Source organism: Halochromatium salexigens, assembly GCF_016653295.1.
In the GTDB taxonomy this organism is placed as follows: Bacteria; Pseudomonadota; Gammaproteobacteria; order Chromatiales; family Chromatiaceae; genus Lamprobacter; species Lamprobacter salexigens.
This window is the reverse complement of sequence record NZ_NHSF01000005.1, coordinates 22168-45531: the sequence shown is the minus strand read 5'-3', so window position 1 is coordinate 45531 and position 23364 is coordinate 22168. Positions and strand designations below refer to the sequence as shown.

25 protein-coding genes are annotated in these 23364 nt (G+C 61.4%); 15 read left to right on the top strand and 10 right to left on the bottom strand.

Annotated features, from left to right (window positions below):
• Positions 1-25 precede the first annotated feature (25 nt).
• Genes serC through CCR82_RS00315 form a run of 5 tightly spaced genes read left to right on the top strand, consistent with a single transcriptional unit; the run spans position 26 to position 5526 of the window.
• Entirely contained in the window at positions 26-1105 is a 1080-nt protein-coding gene (gene serC / locus CCR82_RS00335; RefSeq protein ID WP_201243218.1) for a 3-phosphoserine/phosphohydroxythreonine transaminase, read from the top strand.
• A gap of 5 nt (positions 1106-1110) precedes the next feature.
• Positions 1111-2292 carry an NAD(P)-dependent oxidoreductase gene (locus CCR82_RS00330; RefSeq protein ID WP_201243260.1) on the top strand — a complete coding sequence of 394 codons (1182 nt, stop codon included), beginning with the start codon at positions 1111-1113 and terminating at the stop codon, positions 2290-2292.
• A 57-nt stretch (positions 2293-2349) separates the two neighbouring features.
• Complete coding sequence (gene pheA / locus CCR82_RS00325) at positions 2350-3435, top strand: prephenate dehydratase (protein WP_201243217.1); 1086 nt, start codon at positions 2350-2352, stop codon at positions 3433-3435.
• 46 nt (positions 3436-3481) lie between these two features.
• Complete coding sequence (gene hisC, locus CCR82_RS00320; RefSeq protein ID WP_201243216.1) at positions 3482-4594, top strand: histidinol-phosphate transaminase; 1113 nt, start codon at positions 3482-3484, stop codon at positions 4592-4594.
• 23 nt (positions 4595-4617) lie between these two features.
• Positions 4618-5526, top strand: a complete 909-nt coding sequence (locus CCR82_RS00315) for a prephenate dehydrogenase (RefSeq protein WP_201243215.1) — start codon at positions 4618-4620, stop codon at positions 5524-5526.
• Positions 5527-5530: 4 nt separating this feature from the next.
• On the opposite strand, the gene CCR82_RS00310 is transcribed toward CCR82_RS00315, so the two are convergent.
• Positions 5531-5734 (bottom strand): hypothetical protein, encoded by a 204-nt coding sequence (locus CCR82_RS00310; RefSeq protein ID WP_201243214.1) that lies wholly within the window; start codon positions 5732-5734, stop codon positions 5531-5533.
• Positions 5735-5977: 243 nt separating this feature from the next.
• Between CCR82_RS00310 and cysC the strand changes: the two genes are divergently transcribed.
• From cysC to CCR82_RS00295, 3 genes are all read left to right on the top strand, one after another.
• A complete protein-coding gene (gene cysC, locus CCR82_RS00305; RefSeq protein ID WP_201243213.1) occupies positions 5978-6640 on the top strand; it encodes an adenylyl-sulfate kinase in 663 nt (220 codons plus the stop codon).
• 108 nt (positions 6641-6748) lie between these two features.
• Positions 6749-6910, top strand: a complete 162-nt coding sequence (locus CCR82_RS00300; RefSeq protein WP_201243212.1) for a hypothetical protein — start codon at positions 6749-6751, stop codon at positions 6908-6910.
• 136 nt (positions 6911-7046) lie between these two features.
• Positions 7047-7358, top strand: coding sequence for a hypothetical protein (locus tag CCR82_RS00295; protein WP_201243211.1), 312 nt, complete (start codon positions 7047-7049; stop codon positions 7356-7358).
• Positions 7359-7433: 75 nt separating this feature from the next.
• On the opposite strand, the gene CCR82_RS00290 is transcribed toward CCR82_RS00295, so the two are convergent.
• The 6 genes from CCR82_RS00290 to sat form a co-directional block, all read right to left on the bottom strand.
• Entirely contained in the window at positions 7434-7961 is a 528-nt protein-coding gene (locus CCR82_RS00290) for an FKBP-type peptidyl-prolyl cis-trans isomerase (RefSeq protein WP_201243210.1), read from the bottom strand.
• 4 nt (positions 7962-7965) lie between these two features.
• Positions 7966-8316, bottom strand: a complete 351-nt coding sequence (locus CCR82_RS00285) for a hypothetical protein (protein ID WP_201243209.1) — start codon at positions 8314-8316, stop codon at positions 7966-7968.
• A 74-nt stretch (positions 8317-8390) separates the two neighbouring features.
• On the bottom strand, positions 8391-10253 hold the full coding sequence (aprA, locus tag CCR82_RS00280; RefSeq protein WP_201243208.1) for an adenylyl-sulfate reductase subunit alpha: 1863 nt from the start codon (positions 10251-10253) through the stop codon (positions 8391-8393).
• Complete coding sequence (gene aprB / locus CCR82_RS00275) at positions 10253-10738, bottom strand: adenylyl-sulfate reductase subunit beta (RefSeq protein WP_201243207.1); 486 nt, start codon at positions 10736-10738, stop codon at positions 10253-10255. The genes aprA and aprB overlap by 1 nt, the downstream gene beginning before the upstream one ends.
• 40 nt (positions 10739-10778) lie before the next feature.
• Complete coding sequence (locus CCR82_RS00270) at positions 10779-11630, bottom strand: adenylyl-sulfate reductase (RefSeq protein WP_201243206.1); 852 nt, start codon at positions 11628-11630, stop codon at positions 10779-10781.
• Positions 11631-11835: 205 nt separating this feature from the next.
• Positions 11836-13023 (bottom strand): sulfate adenylyltransferase, encoded by a 1188-nt coding sequence (sat, locus tag CCR82_RS00265; protein ID WP_201243205.1) that lies wholly within the window; start codon positions 13021-13023, stop codon positions 11836-11838.
• 267 nt (positions 13024-13290) lie between these two features.
• On the opposite strand from sat, the gene CCR82_RS00260 reads away from it, so the two are divergent.
• From CCR82_RS00260 to CCR82_RS00235, 6 genes are all read left to right on the top strand, one after another.
• Positions 13291-14400 (top strand): glycosyltransferase, encoded by a 1110-nt coding sequence (locus CCR82_RS00260; protein ID WP_242513128.1) that lies wholly within the window; start codon positions 13291-13293, stop codon positions 14398-14400.
• Between the two features lie 114 nt (positions 14401-14514).
• Complete coding sequence (gene sdhC / locus CCR82_RS00255; RefSeq protein WP_201243203.1) at positions 14515-14889, top strand: succinate dehydrogenase, cytochrome b556 subunit; 375 nt, start codon at positions 14515-14517, stop codon at positions 14887-14889.
• Positions 14886-15227: a succinate dehydrogenase, hydrophobic membrane anchor protein gene (gene sdhD / locus CCR82_RS00250; protein ID WP_201243202.1), complete on the top strand. Its 342-nt coding sequence runs from the start codon at positions 14886-14888 to the stop codon at positions 15225-15227. Before sdhC ends, sdhD begins: the two co-directional genes overlap by 4 nt.
• A gap of 5 nt (positions 15228-15232) precedes the next feature.
• Entirely contained in the window at positions 15233-17008 is a 1776-nt protein-coding gene (sdhA, locus tag CCR82_RS00245) for a succinate dehydrogenase flavoprotein subunit (protein WP_201243201.1), read from the top strand.
• Between the two features lie 21 nt (positions 17009-17029).
• On the top strand, positions 17030-17749 hold the full coding sequence (locus CCR82_RS00240) for a succinate dehydrogenase iron-sulfur subunit (RefSeq protein ID WP_338073059.1): 720 nt from the start codon (positions 17030-17032) through the stop codon (positions 17747-17749).
• On the top strand, positions 17746-18093 hold the full coding sequence (locus CCR82_RS00235) for an FAD assembly factor SdhE (RefSeq protein ID WP_338073056.1): 348 nt from the start codon (positions 17746-17748) through the stop codon (positions 18091-18093). Before CCR82_RS00240 ends, CCR82_RS00235 begins: the two co-directional genes overlap by 4 nt.
• Before the next feature lie 15 nt (positions 18094-18108).
• Here the strand turns inward: CCR82_RS00235 and CCR82_RS19015 are convergent, their stop codons facing one another.
• The 3 genes from CCR82_RS19015 to CCR82_RS00220 are packed head-to-tail and all read right to left on the bottom strand — an operon-like array spanning position 18109 to position 22111.
• A complete protein-coding gene (locus CCR82_RS19015) occupies positions 18109-20541 on the bottom strand; it encodes an EAL domain-containing protein (RefSeq protein ID WP_201243199.1) in 2433 nt (810 codons plus the stop codon).
• A 14-nt stretch (positions 20542-20555) separates the two neighbouring features.
• Entirely contained in the window at positions 20556-21743 is a 1188-nt protein-coding gene (locus CCR82_RS00225; RefSeq protein ID WP_201243198.1) for a hypothetical protein, read from the bottom strand.
• Between the two features lie 2 nt (positions 21744-21745).
• Positions 21746-22111 carry a type 2 periplasmic-binding domain-containing protein gene (locus CCR82_RS00220; protein ID WP_242513127.1) on the bottom strand — a complete coding sequence of 122 codons (366 nt, stop codon included), beginning with the start codon at positions 22109-22111 and terminating at the stop codon, positions 21746-21748.
• 206 nt (positions 22112-22317) lie between these two features.
• Here CCR82_RS00220 and CCR82_RS00215 point away from each other — a divergent pair, with 206 nt between their 5' ends.
• Complete coding sequence (locus CCR82_RS00215) at positions 22318-23250, top strand: trypsin-like serine protease (RefSeq protein WP_201243197.1); 933 nt, start codon at positions 22318-22320, stop codon at positions 23248-23250.
• The last annotated feature ends 114 nt before the right edge of the window (positions 23251-23364 follow it).

Below are 23364 nucleotides of genomic sequence, written 5' to 3'. Positions count from 1 at the left end.
TCCACTCTAGAAAAAGGTACCCCTGATGTCTCGACCCTATAACTTCAGCGCGGGCCCGGCGATGCTGCCGGAGCCGGTGCTCCGTCAAGCCCAGGAAGAGATGCTGGACTGGAACGGCAGTGGGATGTGCGTGGCCGAGATGAGCCACCGTGGCAAGGAGTTCATGAGTATCGCCGAGCAGGCCGAGCGCGATCTGCGCGAGCTGCTGGCGCTGCCCGAAGGCTATCGGGTGCTTTTCCTGCAGGGCGGGGCCTCGAGTCAGTTCGCGATGGTGCCGATGAACCTCTCGGGGCGCACCGGCAAGGCCGATTACCTCAATACCGGGAGCTGGTCGAAGAAGGCCATCGCCGAGGCGCACCGCTTCTGCGCCGTGCACGTTGCCGCCAGCACCCAGCCCGAGCGGTTCGTGCGCGCCCCGACGCAGGCGGAGCTGGCGCTGTCCGAGGAGGCGGCCTATCTGCACTACACCCCGAACGAGACCATCGAAGGCGTCGAATTCCCCTACATCCCCGAGACCTCGGCGCCGCTGGTAGCCGATATGTCCTCGACGCTGCTCTCGCGGCCGATCGATGTCGCGCGCTATGGGATGATCTACGCCGGCGCGCAGAAGAATATCGGCCCGGCCGGGCTGACGATCGTGGTCGTTCGCGAGGACCTGCTCGGCGAGCCGCTCAGTGGCACCCCGACCATGTTCGATTATCGCGTACACGCCGACAGTGGCTCGATGTACAACACCCCCCCGACCTATGCCTGGTATCTGGCCGGACTGGTGTTCCAGTGGCTGAAGGATCTCGGTGGCCTCGAAGGCATGGGCGAGATCAACCGGCGCAAGGCCGAGAAGCTCTATGCCGCGATCGACGGTTCGAGCTTCTACGCCAATCCGGTCGAGCCGGCGTCGCGCTCCTGGATGAATGTGCCCTTCACATTGGCCAATCCCGAACTCGATGCCGACTTCCTCGCCGGTGCCAAGGATGCCGGTCTGCTCACGCTCAAGGGGCACCGCTCGGTCGGTGGCATGCGCGCGAGCATCTACAATGCAATGCCGGAGGCTGGGGTCGATGCGCTGATCGCGTTCATGGCCGAGTTCGAGCGGACCAAGGGGTGAGCCCAGTGTTCAAGATCCAGACGCTGAACAATATCTCCGTGGCTGGCCTCAATCGGCTGCCGCGCGAACATTATGAGATTGCTTCCGAACTAAGCCATCCCGATGCCATCCTAGTGCGCTCGGCGAAGATGCACGATCTTCCAGTGCCGGATGGCCTGAAGGCGATTGGTCGCGCCGGCGCGGGTGTGAACAACATCCCGGTGCCGGCAATGACCGAGCGCGGCATCGCCGTGTTCAATGCCCCGGGCGCCAATGCCAATGCAGTCAAGGAGATCGTGCTGGCCGGAATGCTGCTCGCCGCGCGCAATATCGCTCAAGGCTGGCAGTTCGCGCGCTCGCTCGAGGGCGATGATGCGTCAATCGGCAGGGCGGTCGAGGCTGGTAAGAAACAGTTCGCAGGTTTTGAGCTGCCGGGCCGAACCCTGGGCGTGATCGGGCTTGGCGCGATCGGCGTTTTGGTGGCCAATGCCGCACGTTCACTCGGTATGAAGGTGATCGGCTATGATCCGAGCATCACCGTGCGCAGTGCCTGGAAGCTCGAGGCCGACGTCGAGCGCGCGTTGTCGATCGATGATCTGGTTTCGCGCGCGGATTTCATCAGCTTCCACGTGCCCTTGACCGACAAGACCCGGCACATGATCAACGCCGAGCGCATCGCCGAGATGCCCGATGGCGCGGTCCTGCTCAACTTTTCGCGCGACGGCATCATCGACGACGAGGCGGCGGTGACGGCGCTCGATGCCGGCAAGCTCTATGCCTATGTCTGCGACTTCCCGAGCAATCTGCTGAAGGATCACCCGCGCGTGGTGGTGCTGCCGCATCTTGGTGCGTCGACCCGGGAGGCCGAGGAGAATTGCGCGGTGATGGTCGCCGATCAGGTGCGCGCCTATCTCGAGGATGGCAATATCAGCAATTCGGTGAATTTCCCCGAGATCCATCTGCCGCGCAACGACGGTCATCGGATGGTGGTGGTCAATCGCAATGTGCCGAATATGGTGGGGCAGATCTCCACCGATCTGGCCGAAGGCGGGCTCAATATCATCGATATGTTGAACCGCTCCCGGGATGATCTTGCCGTGACCTTGATCGATATCGACAAGCCTTGTTCGGATGAGATTCTCCAGCGCATCGCGCGGATCGAGGGCGTGCTCTCCGTGCGCGGCCTGACTGGAATCACGCCGGCCTGAGAGGCTGGGCCCGCCGAGCGGAGGTTGCCGCGATGAACATGCGTTGTGCCTGTGCCCATGACCAGTGACGAGCAGCTCCAGCAGGTGCGCGAGCGCATCAACACGATCGATGCCGAACTGTTGCGGTTGATCTCGGAGCGAGCCACCTGTGCCCAGGATGTCGCTAAGATCAAGGACGCGCACGGCGAGTCGGTGAAGTACTATCGGCCCGAGCGCGAGGCCGAGATCCTGCGGCGGATCAAGGCGTGGAATCCGGGACCGCTCGATGATGAGGAGACCGCACGGTTATTCCGCGAGATCATGTCCGCCTGCCTGGCGCTCGAGAAACCGCTCAAGGTCGGTTATCTTGGCCCCGAGGGCACGTTCACCCAGGCGGCGACACTGAAGCATTTTGGTCACTCCGTGCATGCGCAGCCATTCGGCGCGATCGGCGACATCTTTCGCGAGGTTGAGGCGGGAGCCTGTCATTATGGGGTAGTCCCGGTCGAGAATTCGACCGAGGGCGTGGTCAATCACACCCTGGATATGTTCATGCGCTCGCCGCTACGGATCGCCGGCGAGGTCACGCTGCGTATCCATCATCATCTGTTATCGAAGGCGGATGACCTCAGCGCGGTTAGACGCGTCTACTCGCACCAGCAATCGCTTGCGCAATGCCGCGGTTGGCTCGATCGCTATCTACCCAATGCCGAGCGCGTAGCCGTCAGTACCAATGCCGATGCGGCGAAGCTGGCCGCGGCAGCCGAGGAGACTGCGGCGGTAGCAAGCGAAGCGGCCGCCGAACTCTATGCGCTGCGCGTGCTGGTCCAGCGGATCGAAGATGAACCGGGCAATACGACCCGTTTCCTGGTGATCGGGCCGGAGGATTCTCCACCAAGCGGCCACGATAAGACCAGTATGCTGCTGTCCTGCCGCAACGAGGCGGGCGGCTTGAATCGGTTGTTGACGCCCTTTGCTAAGCAGGGGATCAGCATGACCCGCATCGAGTCGCGCCCCTCGCGCCAAGGCGTGTGGGACTATGTCTTCTTTGTTGATGTCTGTGGTCACCGGCAATTGCCGGAGGTCGCGGTTGCCCTCGCTGAACTCAAAGACGTGGCCAACCTGTGCAAGGTGCTTGGCTCCTATCCTGAAGCGGTGCTTTAGGACAGTTTGCAGAGTGAAGTGGAGATTGGAAGGGTGAGGGGTGAAGATGAATAACCCGTTTCTTGATCGTGCCGCTCCGCAGATTGCGGGACTGACGCCTTATGTGCCTGGCAAGCCGGTGACCGAGCTTGAGCGTGAGCTTGGTATTACCGACTCGGTGAAGTTGGCCTCGAACGAGAATCCCCTCGGCTGTGGTGATGCGGCGCGTGCGGCCTATCTAGCCGAGGCGGAGGAACTCGGTCGCTACCCGGACGGTGGTGGGTTCGCGCTGCGTGCGGCGATCGCCGCCCATCATGGGCTCGCGGCGGAGCAGGTCACGCTCGGCAATGGCTCGAACGATGTGTTGGATCAGATCGCGCGGGTGTTCCTCTATCCAGGAGGCGAGTCGATTTTCTCCGAGCACGCCTTTGCCGTCTATCAAATCGCGACGACCGCCGTCGGCGCGACCCCGCGTGTGGCGCCGGCGCGTGACTATGGGCATGATCTGGAGGCGATGGCGGCGCTGGTGAGTGAGCGTACCGGCGTGGTCTGGATCGCGAACCCCAATAACCCGACCGGTACCTGGATAGCCGCCGAGCCGCTACGGGACTTCCTCTCCGCGCTACCCGAGCACTGCATCGCGGTGGTCGACGAGGCCTATTTCGAGTATGTCGAGGAATCGGAGTACCCGGATACCTCGACCTGGCTGGAACACTTCCCGAACCTGATCGTTACCCGCACCTTTGCCAAGATCCATGGCCTCGCGGCCTTGAGGGTTGGCTATGGGTTGAGCCATCCGGCCGTAGCCGAACTGCTGAACCGGGTTCGGCATCCGTTTAATGTCAATGCGCCGGCACAGGCCGCCGCTGTTGCGGCGTTGGCCGATCGCGAACACGTGCGCCGCTCGCTAGCACACAATCGGGCCGAATTGGCGCGCGTCCGCGACGGACTGCGGGCGTTGGGATTGGCGCTGATTCCGGCGTCGGTGGGCAACTTCGTCACGGTTGATCTCGGCCGTCTAGCCGGGCCGATCAATCAGGCCCTGCTTGGCGAGGGGGTCATCTGTCGTCCGGTGGCCAACTATGGTCTGCCTCATCATCTGCGTATCAGTATTGGCCTGGCGTCCGAAAACGATCGCTTGCTTGCCGCGCTTGCCGCAGTGCTGAAGCGTACTGCCTAATTGTCGCCGCGTGAGAGTGATTCATGATTGAACGGCTAGCAGTGATCGGCGTGGGCCTCATCGGCGGCTCTTTGGCGCGAGCGTTGAAGTCGGCCGAGACGGTCGGCGAGGTGATCGGTTGTGGTCGCTCGCGCGAGAATCTAGAACTCGCGCTTGAGCTTGGGGTGATCGATGGCTTCAGCTGTGATCCCGCTGAGGCGGTGCGTGATGCCGACATGGTGTTCATCGCGGTGCCGTTGGGTGCCATCGCCAGGGTCTTCGAGCGGATTCGCGGACAGTTGTCTGAGGCCGCAGTGGTGACCGATGGCGGTAGCGTTAAGGGCAGCGTGGTTGCCGATGCCAAGCGCGTATTCGGCGAGATCCCACCCTGGCTGGTGCCTGGGCATCCGATCGCTGGCACCGAACACAACGGGGTTGCGTCCTCGTTTCCTGAGCTTTATCGCCATCGCCGGGTCATTCTGACCCCGCTAGCGCAGACCGATGCCGATGCGCGCGCGCGAGTGCGGGCGATGTGGGAACAGACCGGCGCCGAGGTCACCGAGATGAGTGTCGCTCATCACGATGAAGTGTTGGCGGCGACCAGTCATCTGCCGCATATGCTGGCCTTCGGGCTGGTCGATGCCTTGTCCCGGATGCGCAGTAACGACGAGATCTTTCGTTATGCCGCCGGCGGTTTCCGTGATTTCACGCGCATTGCTTCGTCGAGCCCGGAGATGTGGCGCGATATCTGTCTCGCCAATGCCGATGCGCTGAGTACGATGCTGGCGCGTTTTGGCGCCGAAATGGGCAAGCTCTCTGAGACCATCCGACGCGAGGATGGCGAGACGTTACTGCGGATCTTCGAGCGGGCGAGGGCGGCGCGAGATCGCTATGTCGATGGGGTTGGTGCCGAGGGTGATGGCAGCAGTCGGGCGGATAAAACGCCCGACTGATGGCTTAGTGACGACATTCATCCATCTGCCGCGCGACGCCTGGAAGTAGCGCGACCAGGAAGACAACGGCGAGGAGGAAGACGGCGCCAAGTACCAGAACCAACGCGAGCTGGCTGGTCGCGATCGAGAGACCCGTGAAGATGGCGATCATCCCGAGCAGCAAGCCAGCCGCAAGCATCAGGCCCGAGAGGATGACGGCGGAACGCATGGTTTGGCAATTCAACAACATAGCCAGACTCCGTTAGATTAGAGAATAAGTAAATTCTAATACACAAGCCCGATTTTGTCTAGGTCGCGGCGTCTTTTTGCGTGCGCGTTCACAGGGGGCGGTCCAAATGAGCCCGCCGCTGGAAGCGGGCGCTGCTGCCAGAGCATTGCCAGGATCGCGTTGGTCCCTTAACCTTCCCTGTTCCATTTCATGGCTACAGCCTTCTTGCATCGAGATCCTTTCATGGCGAACGATACGAATGTCACTTGGCACGATCACCGCGTCTCGCGCGAGGAGCGCGAGCGCTTGCACGGCCATCGTGGCTGCGTGATCTGGTTTACCGGCCTCAGCGGCTCGGGCAAGAGCACGATTGCCAATGTGGTGGATCATATGCTCGCGGCCCGGGGCGTGAAGAGCGCGGTGCTCGATGGCGACAATGTGCGACACGGGCTCAACGCCGGCCCTGGCATGCTCCGGGAGAGCCATGGCGAGGCCTATGCCGAGCGTTTCGGGCTCGGTTTTTCGGCCATCGATCGGGAGGAGAACATTCGCCGCATCGGTGCCGTGGCGCAACTGTTCTGCGAGTCCGGCACCATTGCGCTGACCGCCTTCATCAGCCCTTATCGATTGGATCGCGACCGTGTTCGGGCGATGATGCGCGAGGGTGATTTCATCGAGGTCTTCGTGGATACGCCCCTTGAGATCTGTGAACAACGTGATCCCAAGGGCCTTTACAAGAAGGCGCGTGCCGGGGAGATCAAGCATTTCACAGGGATCGATGATCCTTACGAAGCCCCGGAAACTCCGGAACTCGTCGTCTGCGCGGGAGAGCGGACGCCGGAAGAACTGGCTACCGAGGTCATCGACTACCTGATGAAGCGCGAAATCCTGTCCGCCGCCGGTTGAGGCCGGCGCCGCCATTGCGGCGGCTTGACAGACTCGTTCCGCCAGGATAGTTTCCAATTGCTGTCTCGTGCACATGCCGGACTAGCCTTCTAATCAGAGAGGCCATTTATGAGCGAACAAAAGAAGACACGCCCCAAGGTTCCCGACGGCCACAGCCGATTTTGCGTGACCCGTCAGATGCAGGCGAATGAAAAGGGGTATGTTGGATACGAGGTGATTTGGGACAAGTTCCAGAAAGAGATCGAATATAAGACCCCAAAGAAACCTTGAGAGGCTGCCCAGAAGTATGGCGGCCGTTGTGAAGTGAAACGTTCACTAGGCCGCTTGTTTACCGGGTGAATCTGGGATGGCCGGGTCGAAACGGGCATCGGGGTGCCTGACAAGCGGAATTACCAAGGTATAGAACGTGAAACTGACGTTGGCGAGTGCGCGATTTGACGACCAACAGGCGATATTCGCCAGTGAGATTGTCGAAAGAATCAAGGTCAAGCTTCAAGAAGGCGGCGTTGAGCAGGATACGCTAGAAGATCTCACGGCAAGCATCGCATTGAGCATCGCGGGTCTCATTGATGATGTCGCGGAGATTGAAGTTGATGGGATCGAGGTGCACCCCTACTTAACATTCCGCACCGATTCTGACGAACTCCTCCATTGCGGTGAAAACGCGAATACCTACGATCACGCCTATGGTGCGATGCGCAAACTATTTCACGGTTAGCGGTTTGAACCAAGGGGAGACCCAGTCGCGATAGACTGGAAATCGTATCGCACCGGGTCGTTTAGTCAGCGCAGATTACACCCAGATTGGCCGGGTCGCGAGGCCGCTGGTGTCTGGGCCGCTGTCGACCTTGCCGCCCGCGATGATCTCTTCTTCAGAGGCATCACGCACGCTTAGGATTTCAAGCTCGAAAACGACCTGTCTGCCGCAAAGCGGATGGTTGCCGTCAATGGTCAGCGTTTTGTCATCCATGCGAGTGACGAAGAAGCGCTTGGTGTCGCCCTTGTCGTTCTCCATGAGGATTTCGGTCCCGACTTCCCGGTAATCGACAGGAACGTTGTCGATCCGGTCGGTGATGACCAAGGATTCGTCTCGCGGACCGTAGAGATCCGTGCAATCGATCGGAATTCTGATCGTCTCTCCCGCCGATCGACCCTCGAGTTCGGCCATCACCTGTGGCGCCAGCACCGCGTTACGACCCTGCACATAACCCAGTGGAAAGTCCACAGTCGTCAGTACGTCCTCGGTCTTCTGATCGACGACCCGATAGGTCAGCTCGACAAATTTGTCGTCCTCAATGCGTTGTGGGTTGGCCTGTTTCATCGCGTTAGAAAATCGAAGCGGCAAAGATCTTCACGTCTCCATTCTCGTAACCGAGAACCATGCGTCCCAGCCACTCGCCTTCGCGTGCTTGACTGCGTACTCGGTAGAGGGCGGTGACATGCTCACCACGCCTGATCAATCCAAGACAGTCTCTCTCCTCGACCAGGTTGCGGGCCAGCTCACTGTGCGCGAATTGTTTACCCAGCTCTACTTCATTGAGGCCCAGTAACAAGCCATACGAGAATTTCTTGATGAAATTGCCGTAATCACCCTCATTAGAATACTTGATCAGGTCATCCCACAGGGGATGCGCGATCTCAAGTACCTCTTCGTCGGTCAGATCGTTGATATTCATTCACAGGGGATCTTGTGCAAAACGGCGTGAAGCCCGCGCGCAGCGGCCACCCACGCCGTCAGATGAGTCTCAGCCTAGGCCTCGACCAAGTGGTAACAAGGCGCCTTTTCCATGGTGTATTCACCGGTCTCGGGATCACGGCGAGACACCGTCAGCACATGCCAGTTCTCGTCATCCACGGTCATGTGATCACCGCGATAGTAGTAGCCCGGCCAACGGGTCTCCTTGCGGAACAGGGTGTGTTGAAAGACGGCCTCGGCGGTCATGTGGCGATGCTTTAGTTCCCAGGCCCGCAGCAGCTCGTGGATATTCTCCGCAGCCAGCTTCTCCAGGTCCTCTTCCATAACCTTCATCTTCTTCAAGCCGATGTTCAGCAGCTTCTCGTTGGTCATGTAGTTGACCGTCACGCCGCCGCAGTACTCGTCCATCAGCTTCTGCAGCCGGTCGAGGCCCTGGCGTGGGTTGATGTAGTTCGGGTTGACCGATCCGGCCGTGATCTCATTGCGGTAGATCTTGTAATGCTCCATCGGCCTATAGATCTCTTCCTTGCGCCGCTTGATTTGCTCGTCCGAGACGACGATGCCTTCGGCCTTGCCGTCATCGATGTACTGGCAGGCCGCCTTGGCCGCAAGACGACCCTCGGTGAAGGAACCGGACGAGAAGGCGTGTGGTGTGCCTCCCACGGCATCGCCAGCACCGAATAGACCTTCGACCGTAGTCATACGGTTGTAGCCCCAGAAGTACTCCGGCGGTGAGACATCCTCCGGACCCGAGCACCAGGCGCCGCAGCCAGTCGCGTGAGAGCCCATCACGTAGGGCTCGGAGGTCGTCAGCTCCGGATTCTCATTCTTGGGATCGACATCGGTGGCCGCCCACAGCACCGCCTGTCCGACGGTCATCCCCAAGAAGTTGTGCCAGCCGATCTCTTCAAGATGGGGGTCCTGAAACGCTTCCATGGTCACCATGTGGATCGGGCCGCGACCGGCATTGACCTCATTGATCAACGCATGGTTACGCAGGCAGGTCGGAATCGGGCGATGGGTGCGGTGCGAAGCCTCGACGTCCAGGTAGCGCTTGCCAACCATTTCCTCGAGCGCTGGGAACCACTTGGACTCGTATTCCTCACCAAAGCCGTTCTGCGTATAGGTCTTGAGGTGCAGGAAGTAAGCACCCACGGGGCCGTAACCGTCCTTGAAGCGCGCCAGCACGATGCGGTTCTCCATCTGCGTCATCTTGGCGCCGGCGCCGATCATCAGGCCGTACGCGGAGCCGGAAGACCAAGGCGCGTACCAAACGCGACCCGCCCCCTCGCCAACCGAGCGCGGCTTGAAGATGTTCGAGGCACCTCCAGCGCCGCAGATCACGGTCTTGGATTTGAAGACGTGGTAATTGCCGGTGCGCACATTGAAACCGACAGCGCCCGCAACGCGGTTGGGCTTGCTTTCATCCATGAGCAGGTGGGTGACGCAGATGCGGTTGAAGACCTTGTCGGCCGACTTCTTCGCCGCATCCGCGACGATCGGCTTATAGGACTCACCATGGATCATGATCTGCCAGCGGCCTTCACGCTGATAGGCGCCGGTCTTCGGGTCGCGCATCAGCGGCAGACCCCATTCCTCGAACTGATGCACCGTCGAGTCGACATGACGGGCCATATCAAACAGCAGATCCTCGCGGACCATGCCCATCAGGTCGATACGTGCGTAGCGGACGTGGTCTTCGGGATTGTTTTCCCCGAAACGGGTTCCCATGTAGCAATTGATTGCATAAAGGCCCTGCGAGACGGCCCCGGAACGCATGATGTTTGCTTTTTCGGCGATGACGATCTTCTTATTCTGGCCCCAATACCGAGCCTCGAAAGCGGCGCCCGTGCCGCCTAGGCCAGCACCGGCGACCAAGATGTCGGTGTCGTCTTCGATGATTGTTTTAAAAGCCATTAGTAACTCTCCACCCCGGCGACCATCTTTAACCCATTGGACTTAAGTGTGTGCAAGTCGCCATCATCCATGCGAATGTACTTGGGCTCGTTGAACAACAGATGGCTGTCACGCATCTCCTGGCTGGGTGCCGGTACCTCCCCGAGCTGAGGAATGTGTTCTCTCCAAGGCTTCGTGGTGATTGGTGCCAGCAGCTCCATGTCCTTGCTGCCGTTGCGGAAGATGATCCGCCAGGCGATGACGCCTTTTTCCTCGTCACGGCGTACCCGGACCGAGTGGCCCAGGGGTGCGAAGTCCGCGTAGCCACGGACGTCGATGGCATTTTGCGGGCAAGCCTTGACGCAGGGCAGGCACTCCCAGCACATATTGGGCTCAATGTTGTAAGCGCGCCGAGTGACGGGGTCGATGTGCATGATGTCCGAAGGACAGATATCAACACATTGGCCACAGCCATCGCAGCGGGTCATATAGACAAATGTCGGCATCTTCTATTCCTCATTCATGATTCGATGGATCGAATCAAGATCAGTAATGGGTAGGCGGCTCACTCTTGATACCAAGCCCCATGTAGGGTGGATTGTCGCCCATGTACTCCGGGATGTCCGGATACCGTTGCCTGACAGCAGGATCGGTCAGCTCGGGGAGATCCGGCAGCTTGTCTCTCGATCCATCCGCCTCGGCAACCTTTTTCTGGAACGCAGCTGCGGGCTTGTAAAACATGTGAGCAAACTTGGACCAGAAGACGGTGCTGAACAACGTGGTAGCCGCGACGATGAAGACAAATAAGGCGAAACCGGCGAGCAAGCCACCGCCAATCGCCTCCAGCAACGACCACACCAGCGCGAACGTTGCCATGAGCAACAATGAAACAATGAACAGATCGCGGCGGTCCACCTCATACCACTGATGGCCTTCGGCCCGCACGTCGACGCGGATCTTGAGCCAGAACCAGTAGCCGCCAACGCAGATCATCAGTGCGCCGAGGTGCCACAGCAGGGGTAAGAGGGTAAAGCCCCCGCCCTCGGCGACCGGCAGACCGAAGATTAAGAGCGCGGTCGAGACCACAAAGAGGATGAAGCCATACATCATGAATAGATGCGACTTACGCCGATCCACATTATCAAACTCGCCGGACGCGAGCACCTCGTGGGCAACCGTGTTTGCGGCAAGGCGCATTCTCTCGTCGCTACTGGGCTTACGCTTGGCGAGCTTCTTCAGCGCTTGTCCTTTCTCGAAGAAATATTTGGCACTCTTTTTATGCATGACGTCGAGTAAGGTGCCGCCGATGACTAGCAGGATCATCAGGACGATGTAGGCCTGCATCACAGCAGGTGGGATGAGAGCCGAAAGCTCCGAGAACGGGTTGCTGAAAATCATTATCATTGACCTCCGGTATGTGCGAATCTACCACAACATAATCTTATTACGGTTTAACGAAATGGCTATCGACTGAGATCAACAAAATGCCTCGTCACGATAGCCAGTTCAAAAAGGCTCTCCTTGGTCGGATAATAGCCTTCTCGCATCAATCGATAGCAGCTCGTCGCTAGCCCCATTAGCCGCAATTGGGTGTCGGTTGCCGTCACGAGATCGATTGATAGTAGTCCATCAGGATCCGAGCGACCTCGGGGCGCGAGAATTCCGGCGGAGGAGCTTCTCCGCGACCGAGCATCTCCCGCACCTTGGTGCCCGATAGCAGAACAAAGTCCTCCTTGGTGTGATCCGGCGCGTCGCACATCATCACGACACGCTCGAGCTTCTTGGAGTAAGCGGTATGGTCGGCGCGGAAGATCTCGATCTCGAGGGCGTCCTCCGGTACCTCCTCGTCGAAGACGGTCTGGGCGTCGAAAGCGCCGTAGTAGTCTCCGACACCGGCATGATCGCGTCCGATAACGAAATGGGTCGCGCCCATGTTCTGGCGGAAATAGGCGTGTAGCACCGCTTCGCGTGGACCCGCGTAGAGCATGTCGAAGCCATAGCCCGTAATCATGACCGTGTTCGGCGGGAAGTAGAGTTCAGCCATCTTGCGGATCGCGGCATCGCGCACCGGTGCCGGGATGTCGCCGGGCTTGAGCTTGCCGAGCAGCATGTGGATGACAACGCCATCCGCGCCGACGGCCTCCATGGCCATCTTGCACAGCTCTTCGTGCGCGCGGTGCATGGGGTTGCGCGTCTGGAAGGCGACCACCGTGCGCCATCCGCGTTCCTGGATCTCGTGGCGGATCTCGACCGCTGTCCGGAAGGTATCCGGGAAGTCGTTCTGAAAATAGGAGAAATTCAGAACCTCGATCGGCCCCGAGAGGGCGATTTGGCCCTGGCTGTTGAAGGTCTTCACGCCGGGATGCTCGGCATCCTGAGTGCCATAGACCTGCTGCGTCATCAAGGTCATCTGCGCGTCGGAGACCGTCTCGATGCCCGCGACGTCCATCACCGCCAGCACCGGGTTGCCCTCGACGTTGGGGTCGCGCAAGGCGATCCTTTCGGCACCCGCAATCCCCTCCGCGGACTCGACGAGGCAGAGCACCGGGACCGGGAAGAAGCGCCCCTCGAGCGTGCGCATGGTCTCGGCGACACTGACTGCGTCGGCCACGTTCATGAAGCCCTCGAGGGGGTTAAAATAGCCCGCGCCCATCATCACGGCATTCGCGGCGGCCTGGGAGCTGATCGTGGCCGAGGGCAGTGACTCGGCTTCATGGATCAACTGGTGGTGGCGTTTGGAGTCGTAGACAAACCGCGGTTGAAGCTCGTCGGAGCCGATTGGCTTGATCATGGGTGGGCCTCCCATAGCATGAAAAATAGACGTCTGCGACGTCTTATCGGTATCGGATAAAGTCTTGGGCAGTCTGCCTAAGTCTTTGTTAATTATCTGTAAATCGAGGGAAAATGAGCGCGAGGGCCGTCACGCTGATAAACTAGCAAATCCTATGAGGTTTTGCTCAATGTTTCTTTTTATTCCAGGAATGTTCGTTTTATGGGCTGGTGGCGCGCGCGGCGCCGCGACCTCCATTTATCCGATGCCATCTTGCCGGAGGCTGCCTTGTCGATCCCATGCCGTGCGCCGACCCTTGCGGTCGTGATTCCGACCTATAACGAAGCCGAGAATGTGCCGCTCATTGTCGAACGTCTGCGGGCTGTGCTAACGGGGATCGACTGGGAGCTGATCTTCGTCGATGACGACTCTCCGGACGGCACCGCGCAGCGTGTTCGCGCCATCGCCCGCGCGCATCCTCAGATCCGCGTGCTGCAGCGGATCGGCCGCCGGGGGCTCTCGTCGGCCTGTATCGAGGGCATGCTGGCGACCTCGGCCCCCTATGTCGCGGTGATGGATGCTGATCTGCAGCACGACGAGACGCTGTTGCCAACGATGCTGCAGCAATTACGGACCGAACCCTTGGAGATCGTCATCGGCAGCCGCTATGTCGCCGGTGGTGGCGTCGGCGACTGGGACGATCAGCGCGCCTCGATGAGCCGCTTGGCGACCCGCTTGGGCCAACGCCTGATCAAGGCCGACCTGAAGGACCCGATGAGTGGCTTCTTCATGCTGCGCACCGAGCTGTTGCAAGACGATGCGCGCGAGCTGAGCGGAGTCGGCTACAAGCTCCTGCTCGACCTGTTCGCGACTCATCCCGGGCCGCTGCGTTTCCGTGAGCTGCCCTATCGGTTTCGCCCGCGTCATGCCGGGGAGAGCAAGCTCGACGAGGCCGTGGTCTGGGAATATCTGCTGATGCTGATCCAGAAATGGGTCGGCCCGATGCTGCCGGTGCGCTTCATCGCCTTTTCGTTGATCGGCGCCAGCGGTGTGCTGGTACACATGCTCGTGCTCTGGATCAGCTTCAAGCTGGCCGATACCAGTTTTCTCGTCGCTCAGAGCGTGGCGACCCTGGTCGCGATGACGACCAACTTCTTCCTCAACAACCTCTTCACCTACCGAGACAGGCGCCTGCGTGGCTGGGATCTGCTGCGCGGTTGGTTCTCGTTCGTGATCGCCTGCAGCATTGGCGCGCTGGCCAATGTCGGCATCGCCAGTTGGCTGTTCGAGGCGCATTCGTTCTGGGTGCTGTCGGCGCTGGCCGGCATCCTGGTCGGTGTGGTCTGGAACTACGCGGTGACGGCCGTCTATACCTGGAAGCGGCCGAAGGCGGACTGATACCGACACGCGTCTTGCGAGACAAGTAGTGGTTGCCTCGACCTGTCACGAAACGCTAACCTTGCTGCGGCGCACAAACCTTCGCTTCACCAACCCCAGAGAACCGAGCCCTTCATGGTCAACTCTCGCCCCGTGTTCCTTGAGCTGTGGCGCATCCGATTACCGATTCCCGGCGTCGTGTCGATCCTCCACCGCGTTAGCGGAGTGCTGATGGTGCTCGCGATCCCGGTGTTCGCGGCCCTGTTCGCACAGGCCCTGTCGGGGAGCGCCGGGTTCGCCGCCACGGCGGCGCTGGCGAGCAGTGCGCTCGGGCAACTGGCGCTGTTGCTGCTCGGCTGGTCGCTGCTCCATCACCTGCTGGCGGGGCTGCGCTATCTGGCGCTCGATCTCGGCTGGGGGCTGGACCGCCCGAGCGCCCGCAAGAGCGCCTGGACCACTCTTTACAGCGCGTTGGCACTGACCCTGATCGGGGCGGTGGTGCTGCGATGAGCCGGCGTGCCTCGGGGCTCAAAGCCTGGCTGGTGCAGCGCATCAGCGCCGTCTATCTGGCCCTGTTCGGGCTCTACCTGGCGCTCTATTTTGCGTTCGCCCCGCCGCAGGACCATGCGCAGCTGGCGGCTTGGGCGGGCTCGCCCTGGGTCGCGCTCGGCCTGCTGGTCTTCATCCCGTTGCTGCTGGCCCATGCCTGGGTCGGTATCCGCGATGTGCTGATCGACTACGTCAAGCCGCTCGGCCTGCGCGTTGGGCTGTTGGCACTGTTCGCGCTGATGTTCCTCGCCTCTGGCCTCTGGGCGCTGCAGGCCTTGATCCTGGTACAGGTTGGTTGATTGCTATGGCCGCTGCCCGCTCGCTTCCCCATCGCCACTTCGATGCGCTGATCATCGGCGCCGGTGGTGCCGGCCTCAATGCCGCGCTGCGCCTGGCCGCCGCCGATCTGCGCGTCGCCGTGGTCTCGAAGGTGTTCCCGACCCGTTCGCACACGGTCGCCGCGCAGGGTGGCGTCAACGCCGCGCTCGCCAACGCGCTGCCCGATAATTGGCATTGGCACATGTTCGACACCGTCAAGGGCTCGGACTACCTCGGCGATCAGGACGCGATCGAGACCATGTGCCGCGAGGCGATCCCGACCGTCTATGAACTCGAACATGCCGGCGTGCCGTTCTCGCGGCTCGACAACGGACGCATCTACCAGCGTGCCTTCGGCGGCCAGAGTCAGAATTTTGGCGGCGAGCAGGCGGCGCGCACCTGCGCGGCGGCGGACCGCACCGGCCACGCCATCCTGCACACGCTCTATCAGCAGAATCTGCGCGCCAAGACCCACTTCTTCGATGAGCACTTCGCCGTCGATCTGATCCGCGATGAAGAAGGCGTGACCCTCGGCGCCCTGGTGCTCGACATCGAGAGCGGCGAGCCGCTGATCATCGAGTCCAAGACCACACTGCTGGCCACCGGCGGCCATGGTCAGGTCTACCGCACCTCCACCAACGCCTTCATCAACACCGGCGACGGCATGGCCATGGCGCTGCGCGTCGGGGTGCCGCTGCAGGACATGGAGTTCTACCAGTTCCACCCCACCGGTGTCGCCGGCAAGGGCATGCTGATCACCGAGGCGGCGCGCGGCGAGGGCGGCTATCTGATCAACAGCGAGGGCGAGCGCTTCATGGAGCGCTATGCGCCGAATGCGCTGGATCTGGCCAGCCGCGACGTGGTCTCGCGCTCCATCGTCACCGAGATCCGCGAGGGTCGCGGCTGCGGGCCGAACCAGGATTACGTGCTGCTCAAGGTCGATCACCTCGGCGCCGATGTGGTCCATCAGCGCCTGCCCGGCATCACCGACATCTGCCGCGTCTTCCTCGGCATCGACCCGGCCAAGGCACCGATACCGGTGTTCCCGACCGCGCACTACGCGATGGGCGGCATCCCCACCGATCGCCATGCGCGCGTGGTCGCGCCGGCCCGCCATGGTCCGGAAGAGGTGGTGCCCGGGCTCTACGCGGCCGGCGAGTGCGCCTGCGTCTCGGTGCATGGGGCCAATCGGCTCGGCGGCAATTCGCTGCTCGACATCCTGGTGTTCGGCCGTGCCGCCGGCACCGACATCCTGAGCTATGTCGCCGAGAACCCGAATCATCGGCCGATGCGCGATGCGCACCTCGAGCCGGCAATCGCGCGCTTGGCGCGCTGGGAGCGCCAGGGCGAGGGCGAGCGCGTCGCCGATGTGAAGGCCGAGCTGCGCCGCCTGATGGAGGACCACTGCGGGGTGTTCCGCGATCAGGCGACCATGGCCGAAGGCGTCGAGAAGCTAAAGGCTTTGCGCGAGCGCGTCGAGGGCGTGCGTCTGCGTGATCATAGCCAGACCTTCAACACCGCCCGCATCGAGGCGCTGGAACTCGATAACTTGGTCGACGTTGGCATGGCGACCTTGATGTCGGCCTTGCATCGCGATGAGAGCCGCGGCGCGCATTCGCGTGTCGATTATCCGCAGCGCGACGACGAGCGTTGGATGAAGCACAGTCTTTACCAGCGCGAGGATGATCGCATGGACTACAAACCGGTGCGGACCAAACCGCTGACGGTCGACTCCTTCCCGCCCAAGCCGCGGGTGTACTAGAGCGAGACGCCCATGACCGCGATACGCCTTTCCGTCTACCGCTACCAGCCCGACCGCGACGCCGAGTCGCGCCCGGCCGCGTCCGACGCCAAGCCCTTTATGCAGACCTTCGAGGTCGAGGCACCGCCCGGCATGATGCTGCGCGAGGCGCTGCTGGCGATCAAGGCGCAAGACGAGACCTTCGCCTTTCGCCATTCCTGTGGCGAGGGCGTCTGTGGCTCCGATGGAGTCAACCTCAATGGCACCAACTGCCTGGCCTGCATCACGCCGATCGCCGAGCTGAACCAGCCGATCCAGGTGCGCCCGCTGCCGGGGCGGCCAGTGATCCGCGATCTGGTCGTCGACATGACCCAGTTCTACGAGCAATATCGCGCGGTCGAGCCCTATCTGATCCGCAAGGATCCCTTGCCCGAGCAGGAGATCCGCCAGTCGCCCGAGGATCGCGACAAGCTCGACGGGCTCTATGAGTGCATCCTCTGCGGCTGCTGCTCGACCGCCTGCCCGTCGTTCTGGTGGAACCCGGACAAGTTCCATGGCCCGGCGGCGCTGCTGCAATCCTGGCGTTTCCTCGCCGACAGCCGCGATCAGGCCACCGAGGAGCGGTTGGATGCGCTGGAAGGCCCGTACAAGCTGTTCCGCTGCCACAGCATCATGAACTGCGTCGAGGTCTGTCCGAAGGGGCTGAATCCGACCCGGGCCATCGGCAAGATCAAAGAGCTGATGCTCGAGCAATCGGTGTGAATGACGCCCCCGCAAGTATCACAGACCAGCGCGCTGGTCCAAGCCCCGCCGATCCAGGCCCAGCCCGAGCTGAATCAGGCGCCGATTCGGCCACCGAGCGCGAGATCAAACGCCTGCAGTGGCAATGCCGGCGCGGCATGCTTGAGCTGGATCTCCTGCTCAACCACTTCCTGCAGCATGGCTATGCTGAACTCGATGGCGATGCGCGCCGCGCTTTCGAGCGTTTGCTCGGTATGCCAGATCAGATCCTGCAGGATTGGCTCATCGGCCAAGCCGTTCCCGCCGACGCCGAACTGAGCGCGCTGATCGCCCGCATTCGAGCTGCGATCCGCACGGCCCCCTGACCGTTAATCGCCTGGCTAGCTAGGCTCATCATGGGTGAACGGTGCCGGCGGATGCGGCAGTGGGCGCCCGATGAAGTAGCCTTGGGCAAAATCGACCCCGATGTCATGCAGGATCTCGAGGATAACCTCTGAGTCGACGAATTCGGCCACCACCCTTTTGTTCATGTTATGCGCCATCTCGACGACGGCCTTGACGAAGATCCGATCTTCCACGCTCTGATCGAGATTGCGGATCATGCTGCCATCGATCTTCACATCGTCCACCGGCAGCTCCTTGAGATAGGCGTAAGACGCAAAACCGCTGCCGAAGTCATCGAGCGCGAAGTGACAGCCGAGCGCGCGAATACTCTTCATGCGAGTAACAGCACCGCCGATGTTCTCGATCGCGACCGTCTCGGTGATCTCGAGCGTCAAACGTGACGGGTCAACGCACGCCGATTGCAACAGGCGAGCAAGGTCGGCATCGAGGCTGGTATCTGCCAATGCTTTCGCTGAAAGGTTGACGGAGAGGGATAGGTGCGAATTCTCGGCGAGCAGGCGAATGGCCTCGGTGATGACCCAACGGTCAATGGCATTGATCAATGCGCTCCGTTCGGCGATGGGGATGAATTCATCCGGGAACGCCAAACGCCCGTCGACGAGGTTGATGCGCAACAGACCCTCGGCACGCCAGATGCGTCGTGTCGATAGCTCCAGCAGAGGCTGATAGTAAAGCTGGAGCCGACTGGCGTTCAGGGCCTCGGTGATTTCGCGCCCCCAAAGTACGCGTGCATTGGCCAGCGCCCGAGCCTTGTCGTGCTCGGAGTAGAAGTGATAGTGACGATGCTGATGCGTCTTGGCTTGGTACATGGCCAGGTCCGCATTGGCCATCACTGTCTCGGTATCGTCGCCATGATCGGGGAAGAGGGCGATGCCGATGCTGGCGGTGACTTGATGGCAGCGGGCGCCAGCCCGCACGGTGATTGATTTGATCCACACGAGAAGCTGGTTGGCGAATTGGCTGATGGCGACAGTCTCGGCTTCGGTCAGCAGTACGGCGAACTCATCACCACCAAGGCGTCCGACCTGGACGCCTTCCCCGAGCGTGGCCGAGAGCTTCATACCCATCCGCTTGAGTAAGCGATCGCCGATCTGATGCCCACTGGTGTCGTTGACATCCTTGAAGTTGTCGAGGTCGATAAACAAGAGCGCACCGCGAGTGCCGTCGCGCTCTGCCTGCTCGATGGCGTGGGTCAGCGCATGGTCGAAGCCACGGCGATTGAGTAGCTGGGTCAAGGAGTCGTGATTGGCCAGCCATTGGAGTTTGCGTTGTGCTGCTTGGCGTTCTTCCTGCATCTGCGCCATGCGCTGGTTGAGGGTGTTGGCGACCTCGATGGTTTCATCGATTTCATCGCGCAATCCCACCAGATGCCGCGCCCTTGGCAGGCGCTCGGCTAAGATGTTGAAGCGGTTCTCGGCGAGCAGTGGCAGGAGTTGAGACAGCTTGTGGATACGGGTAACGGGCCCCTGCATGATGAGCAGCAGCAGGATCTCGGCCACGATGAGGGCGAGCAGGCCGATGATCAGGCTGTTTTGCGATAGACTGGCGATCGCGCGCTGGTCATCCGTGGTCTGGTTGATGATGAAGCCGATCAGCCCCTTGGCGTCCGGGGCGATGCGGAACACCTGGTACCAATCCTGACCGAGTTCGACCGATAAGGGCTCGCTGGGACTGCTGGCGAGCAAGGATGCGGCGGGCACGGAGCGCAGCAAAGGAAGCATCTGTTCAGCCTGGGTTGCGCCGAGGAATTGGGGTTGCGCGCCCATTGAAGGTGGGTCGTCGGCTAGGGTGGCGAGCACGAGATCGGCCTGGGTGATGTCCCTGAAGGCCAAAAGCAGGCTCGCCATGGTGCGGCCTAAGACGAGGCTGCCGGCTGTTTCGCCACGCCACAACACCGGTGACGCCAAGTATTGCAGGCAGGCCTCTTGCTCGCACAGCAGCCGCTCAACCACCTTTTCCGGCTGCCTTTGGACCTCGCGCACGAGTAGCCTCGGCAGTGCTTGGCTTTCCGGCGGCCAGAGCGCGACGGGCCGCCCGCTCAAGGGAATCCAGTGCACCGAGCGAATATCCCACTCCAGATCGAGCGTCCCGCCGTCGATCTCCAGCACATGCCGTAGGTGTTCGACAACGCTTTGATCATCGTTGTCATGAGTCAGGCGTGGCACCAGGCTGGCTAGCCGCGACATTTGCTGATAGCGGTCCGCAAGCAGGCTTGAGAAGTGCGCAACCTGGCGCTGGCGGAGCTGGCCTTGATGGCGCTCGAACTGACCGATCAGGATTTCATGCGCGTAGAGGGTCAGGGAGATGATCACCGCAGCCAAGGGCAGGCTGATGCCGATCAGTACCTTCCACCGCAGACCGAGGAAAGGTCGCCCGCGGCGTTGGTGGAATGCGGGTCGATCAGTCACGCGACAATCCGCGCTCAGAAGCGGAAGGCGGCTTGCACGGCAAAGAGATCCCAGTGTTTATCATGCTCGAGCAGATTTGGGTTCTCGATCTCGGAGAGAATGAAGCTACCGATATGCCGCTGATATTCAGTCCGCAGCATCCAATGCCGCGAGACATCCCAGCGCAGCCCGAGACTCAGGATGCGCGAGGAGCCTGCATGCTCGGGGATCAGGCCCTGGGTCTGGCGTTCGAGTGTTCGACCATCGCGATCATCACGGTTGGCGAAGCCTTCCTCGTAGCGCAGCATCAGCTCGAGCGGCTGGCGCAGACGATAGGTCAGCTGCGCGTAATAGCCCTCGGAAGTCTGATTCAGATCTGGACGCACGGGTTGGAAATCGCGTCCCCGGAAAGGCAACCCCATGTATTCGGTCGAGAGGCTCCAACGCTCGGCATTGTACTGAGCCGAGGCGATCCAGTAGGTGAGATCGATGCGCGGATGCGCACGCGTTAGATTCCAATCTTGCCGCAACGCGATCGCCGCGCCGCTGAGCCCGACCTTGATGCGCTCAGCCGGTGAATGGAACCACAGGCTTGCGAGCCAACTGTTCTCGCGCGGCTCGATGGCCCCTGGGATCTGGCCCCGCAACAACGCCGCCTCGACATTCTCGTCGACGACCGGCCGTCCGGTCGCGAGGGTGGCCGACAGCGTTCCGAAAGGCTGGTAGAGTTCGCCGTGCAACTGGATGCCATCGGTCGCAAGCACCAGGTTGCGCACCTTATCGAAGTAGACCACCTGGGGCAGGAAGATGCCCGGATGGGTGAACGGCACATCGCGGGTCTCGTTGTAAAGGCCGAGGCGGTTCTTCAGCCGCCCGAGGCGCATGCCGGCCCGATGGCTGTCTTGCATGAACAAGTTGATATCGGCCAGGGCAAAATCGACCTTGGGCCAGCCATCGCTCATGTCGCCCGCGCGGCGTGACAGCACCTGTCCGGCAAGCAGCAGCCTTGGGCTCAGGCGCCACGAGGCGTTCAGGCCGATCTCGGTAAAATCGAGGGAAGTTTCCGGGCTGTCGCCATGAAAACGGTTGCTACTGGTGTGGACCGCGCCCTGGCTGGCGAAGCCATGGAGCTGCAGCCCGCTCGGCAACGCTAGCTCTGCGGCAGCACCACGGCTGAGCAGCAAAAGGCTGAGGAGGGCGAGCAGGGCGCGCGATCTGTCCATGGTTATTCGACCTTGACGGTCTTGACCCCGGTGGCATCCGGGCGGTCGCTGATGTAGCCGATGGCGCCCGTGGTTTGGCGCACGCGCTCGATCATCTCCTGCTCGTTGGCGACCTGCACGGGTGCTTGGCCGGTGCCGGAGAAGACCTGTCGGTCCCAGGTGCGCCTGAGCTGGTAAGGGTAGACGCCTAGCGCGCTCTTGGCGAAGACTTGATGCAGGGATGCATCATCTGGTAGCACGAAGACGGTCACCGGCTGCTTGTCGCCCCATTGATTGACACGCATGGTGAAGATCAGGCGAGCGCGGTTGCGATCGATGGCGACGACGCCGACATCGGGATTGACGATGATCTGCTGAGCCGAGGACATGCCCGACTGCCAGGCAACGATAGCGATCAGCCCCCAACGCGCGAATCGGGTGAGCCGCGCGCGCCGCGTCCGAGTGTGGGTGTTTGAGCAAACCATCAGGCGCACGGCGAGATCACATGAGGGCAACACAAACCCAAGAGGTGGTGATGGTCAAAAGTATTAGCGGCTCTGTGCATCCCATCAACCTGGATGATTCCCTTCCGCCCATGAGTGAAAGTAGACCGTCTACAGTTCCAGTCTACCTGACTGGCCTCGGTTGTGTGCAAGTCATCGTGCGCTTGATGATACTCCTATGGCTCCTGGCGACACCCGGGGCTTTTGCGCTGAGCGGTGGTGAGCCGGACAGCGAGCAACGTCATCCTGCGGTGCTGACGCTGCGCAGCGACCAGGTGGCAAGCTGCAGCGCGGTGAAGATCGACTCGCATACCCTGCTCACGGCGGCGCATTGCGTTGTCGATGCTGGTTCGGGCTCGCTCCGGCCGGCCTTTCAACCGGGAGGTTCGGTCCAGCTGAACAATGCCTACCGCCAGGAGTGCGGAACCGATGCGCTCACCGTGGTCGTCGCGGAGACCCTGTTGCCCGAGGCCTACCAGGAGGGGCTCGCGAAGTTCGCTGACTACCGTCGGCAGCGTCTCGCCGAGCTGGGCGACGGGGCATCGGCACTGCCGACGGCAACCCTCCAGCAGGGGCTGCGCATGCGCCATCATTTCGCCGCGCGTTATCCCGATATCGCCTTATTGCGATTGCGAACGGCGACCCCGTCGATCCCGACCCGCGCGGTGGATTTCACGCCGTTGCAGGCCGGTGCCGAGGTTGAACTGGTTGGCTTCGGTTGTGCCGCTCTGGGACGCGCCCGTGCTGGTTCCGGCGATCGTTCCAACCCAGAGTTTCCAGCCGTGCGCCGCTCGGCATCGTCGGCCGTCATTCGGGTCGACGCGGTCAATTTCTACACCCAAGCGGGTCAGCGCTCCGCCCAAGCCCCCTCGCTCTGCCCCGGCGACTCCGGAGGTCCTGTCCTCCATGAGGGGCGTGTGGTCGGCGTGCACAGCGTCGTCTACGGGCTCAACGCCCGCCACGGGGCGCGCTCGAACATGGCCGTGAATCTCGCGCCATTGGCCGATTGGGCGGCTTGGCCTTGAGGACGACGCCCTGAAACATCGGCGAGGAAATTTCCTCGAGTGCTCGGAAAATCCCCAGCCTCTTCAGGGATAAACGGGGGATGCCGCCGCGGCTGAAGCCGTGTATCGTCATCG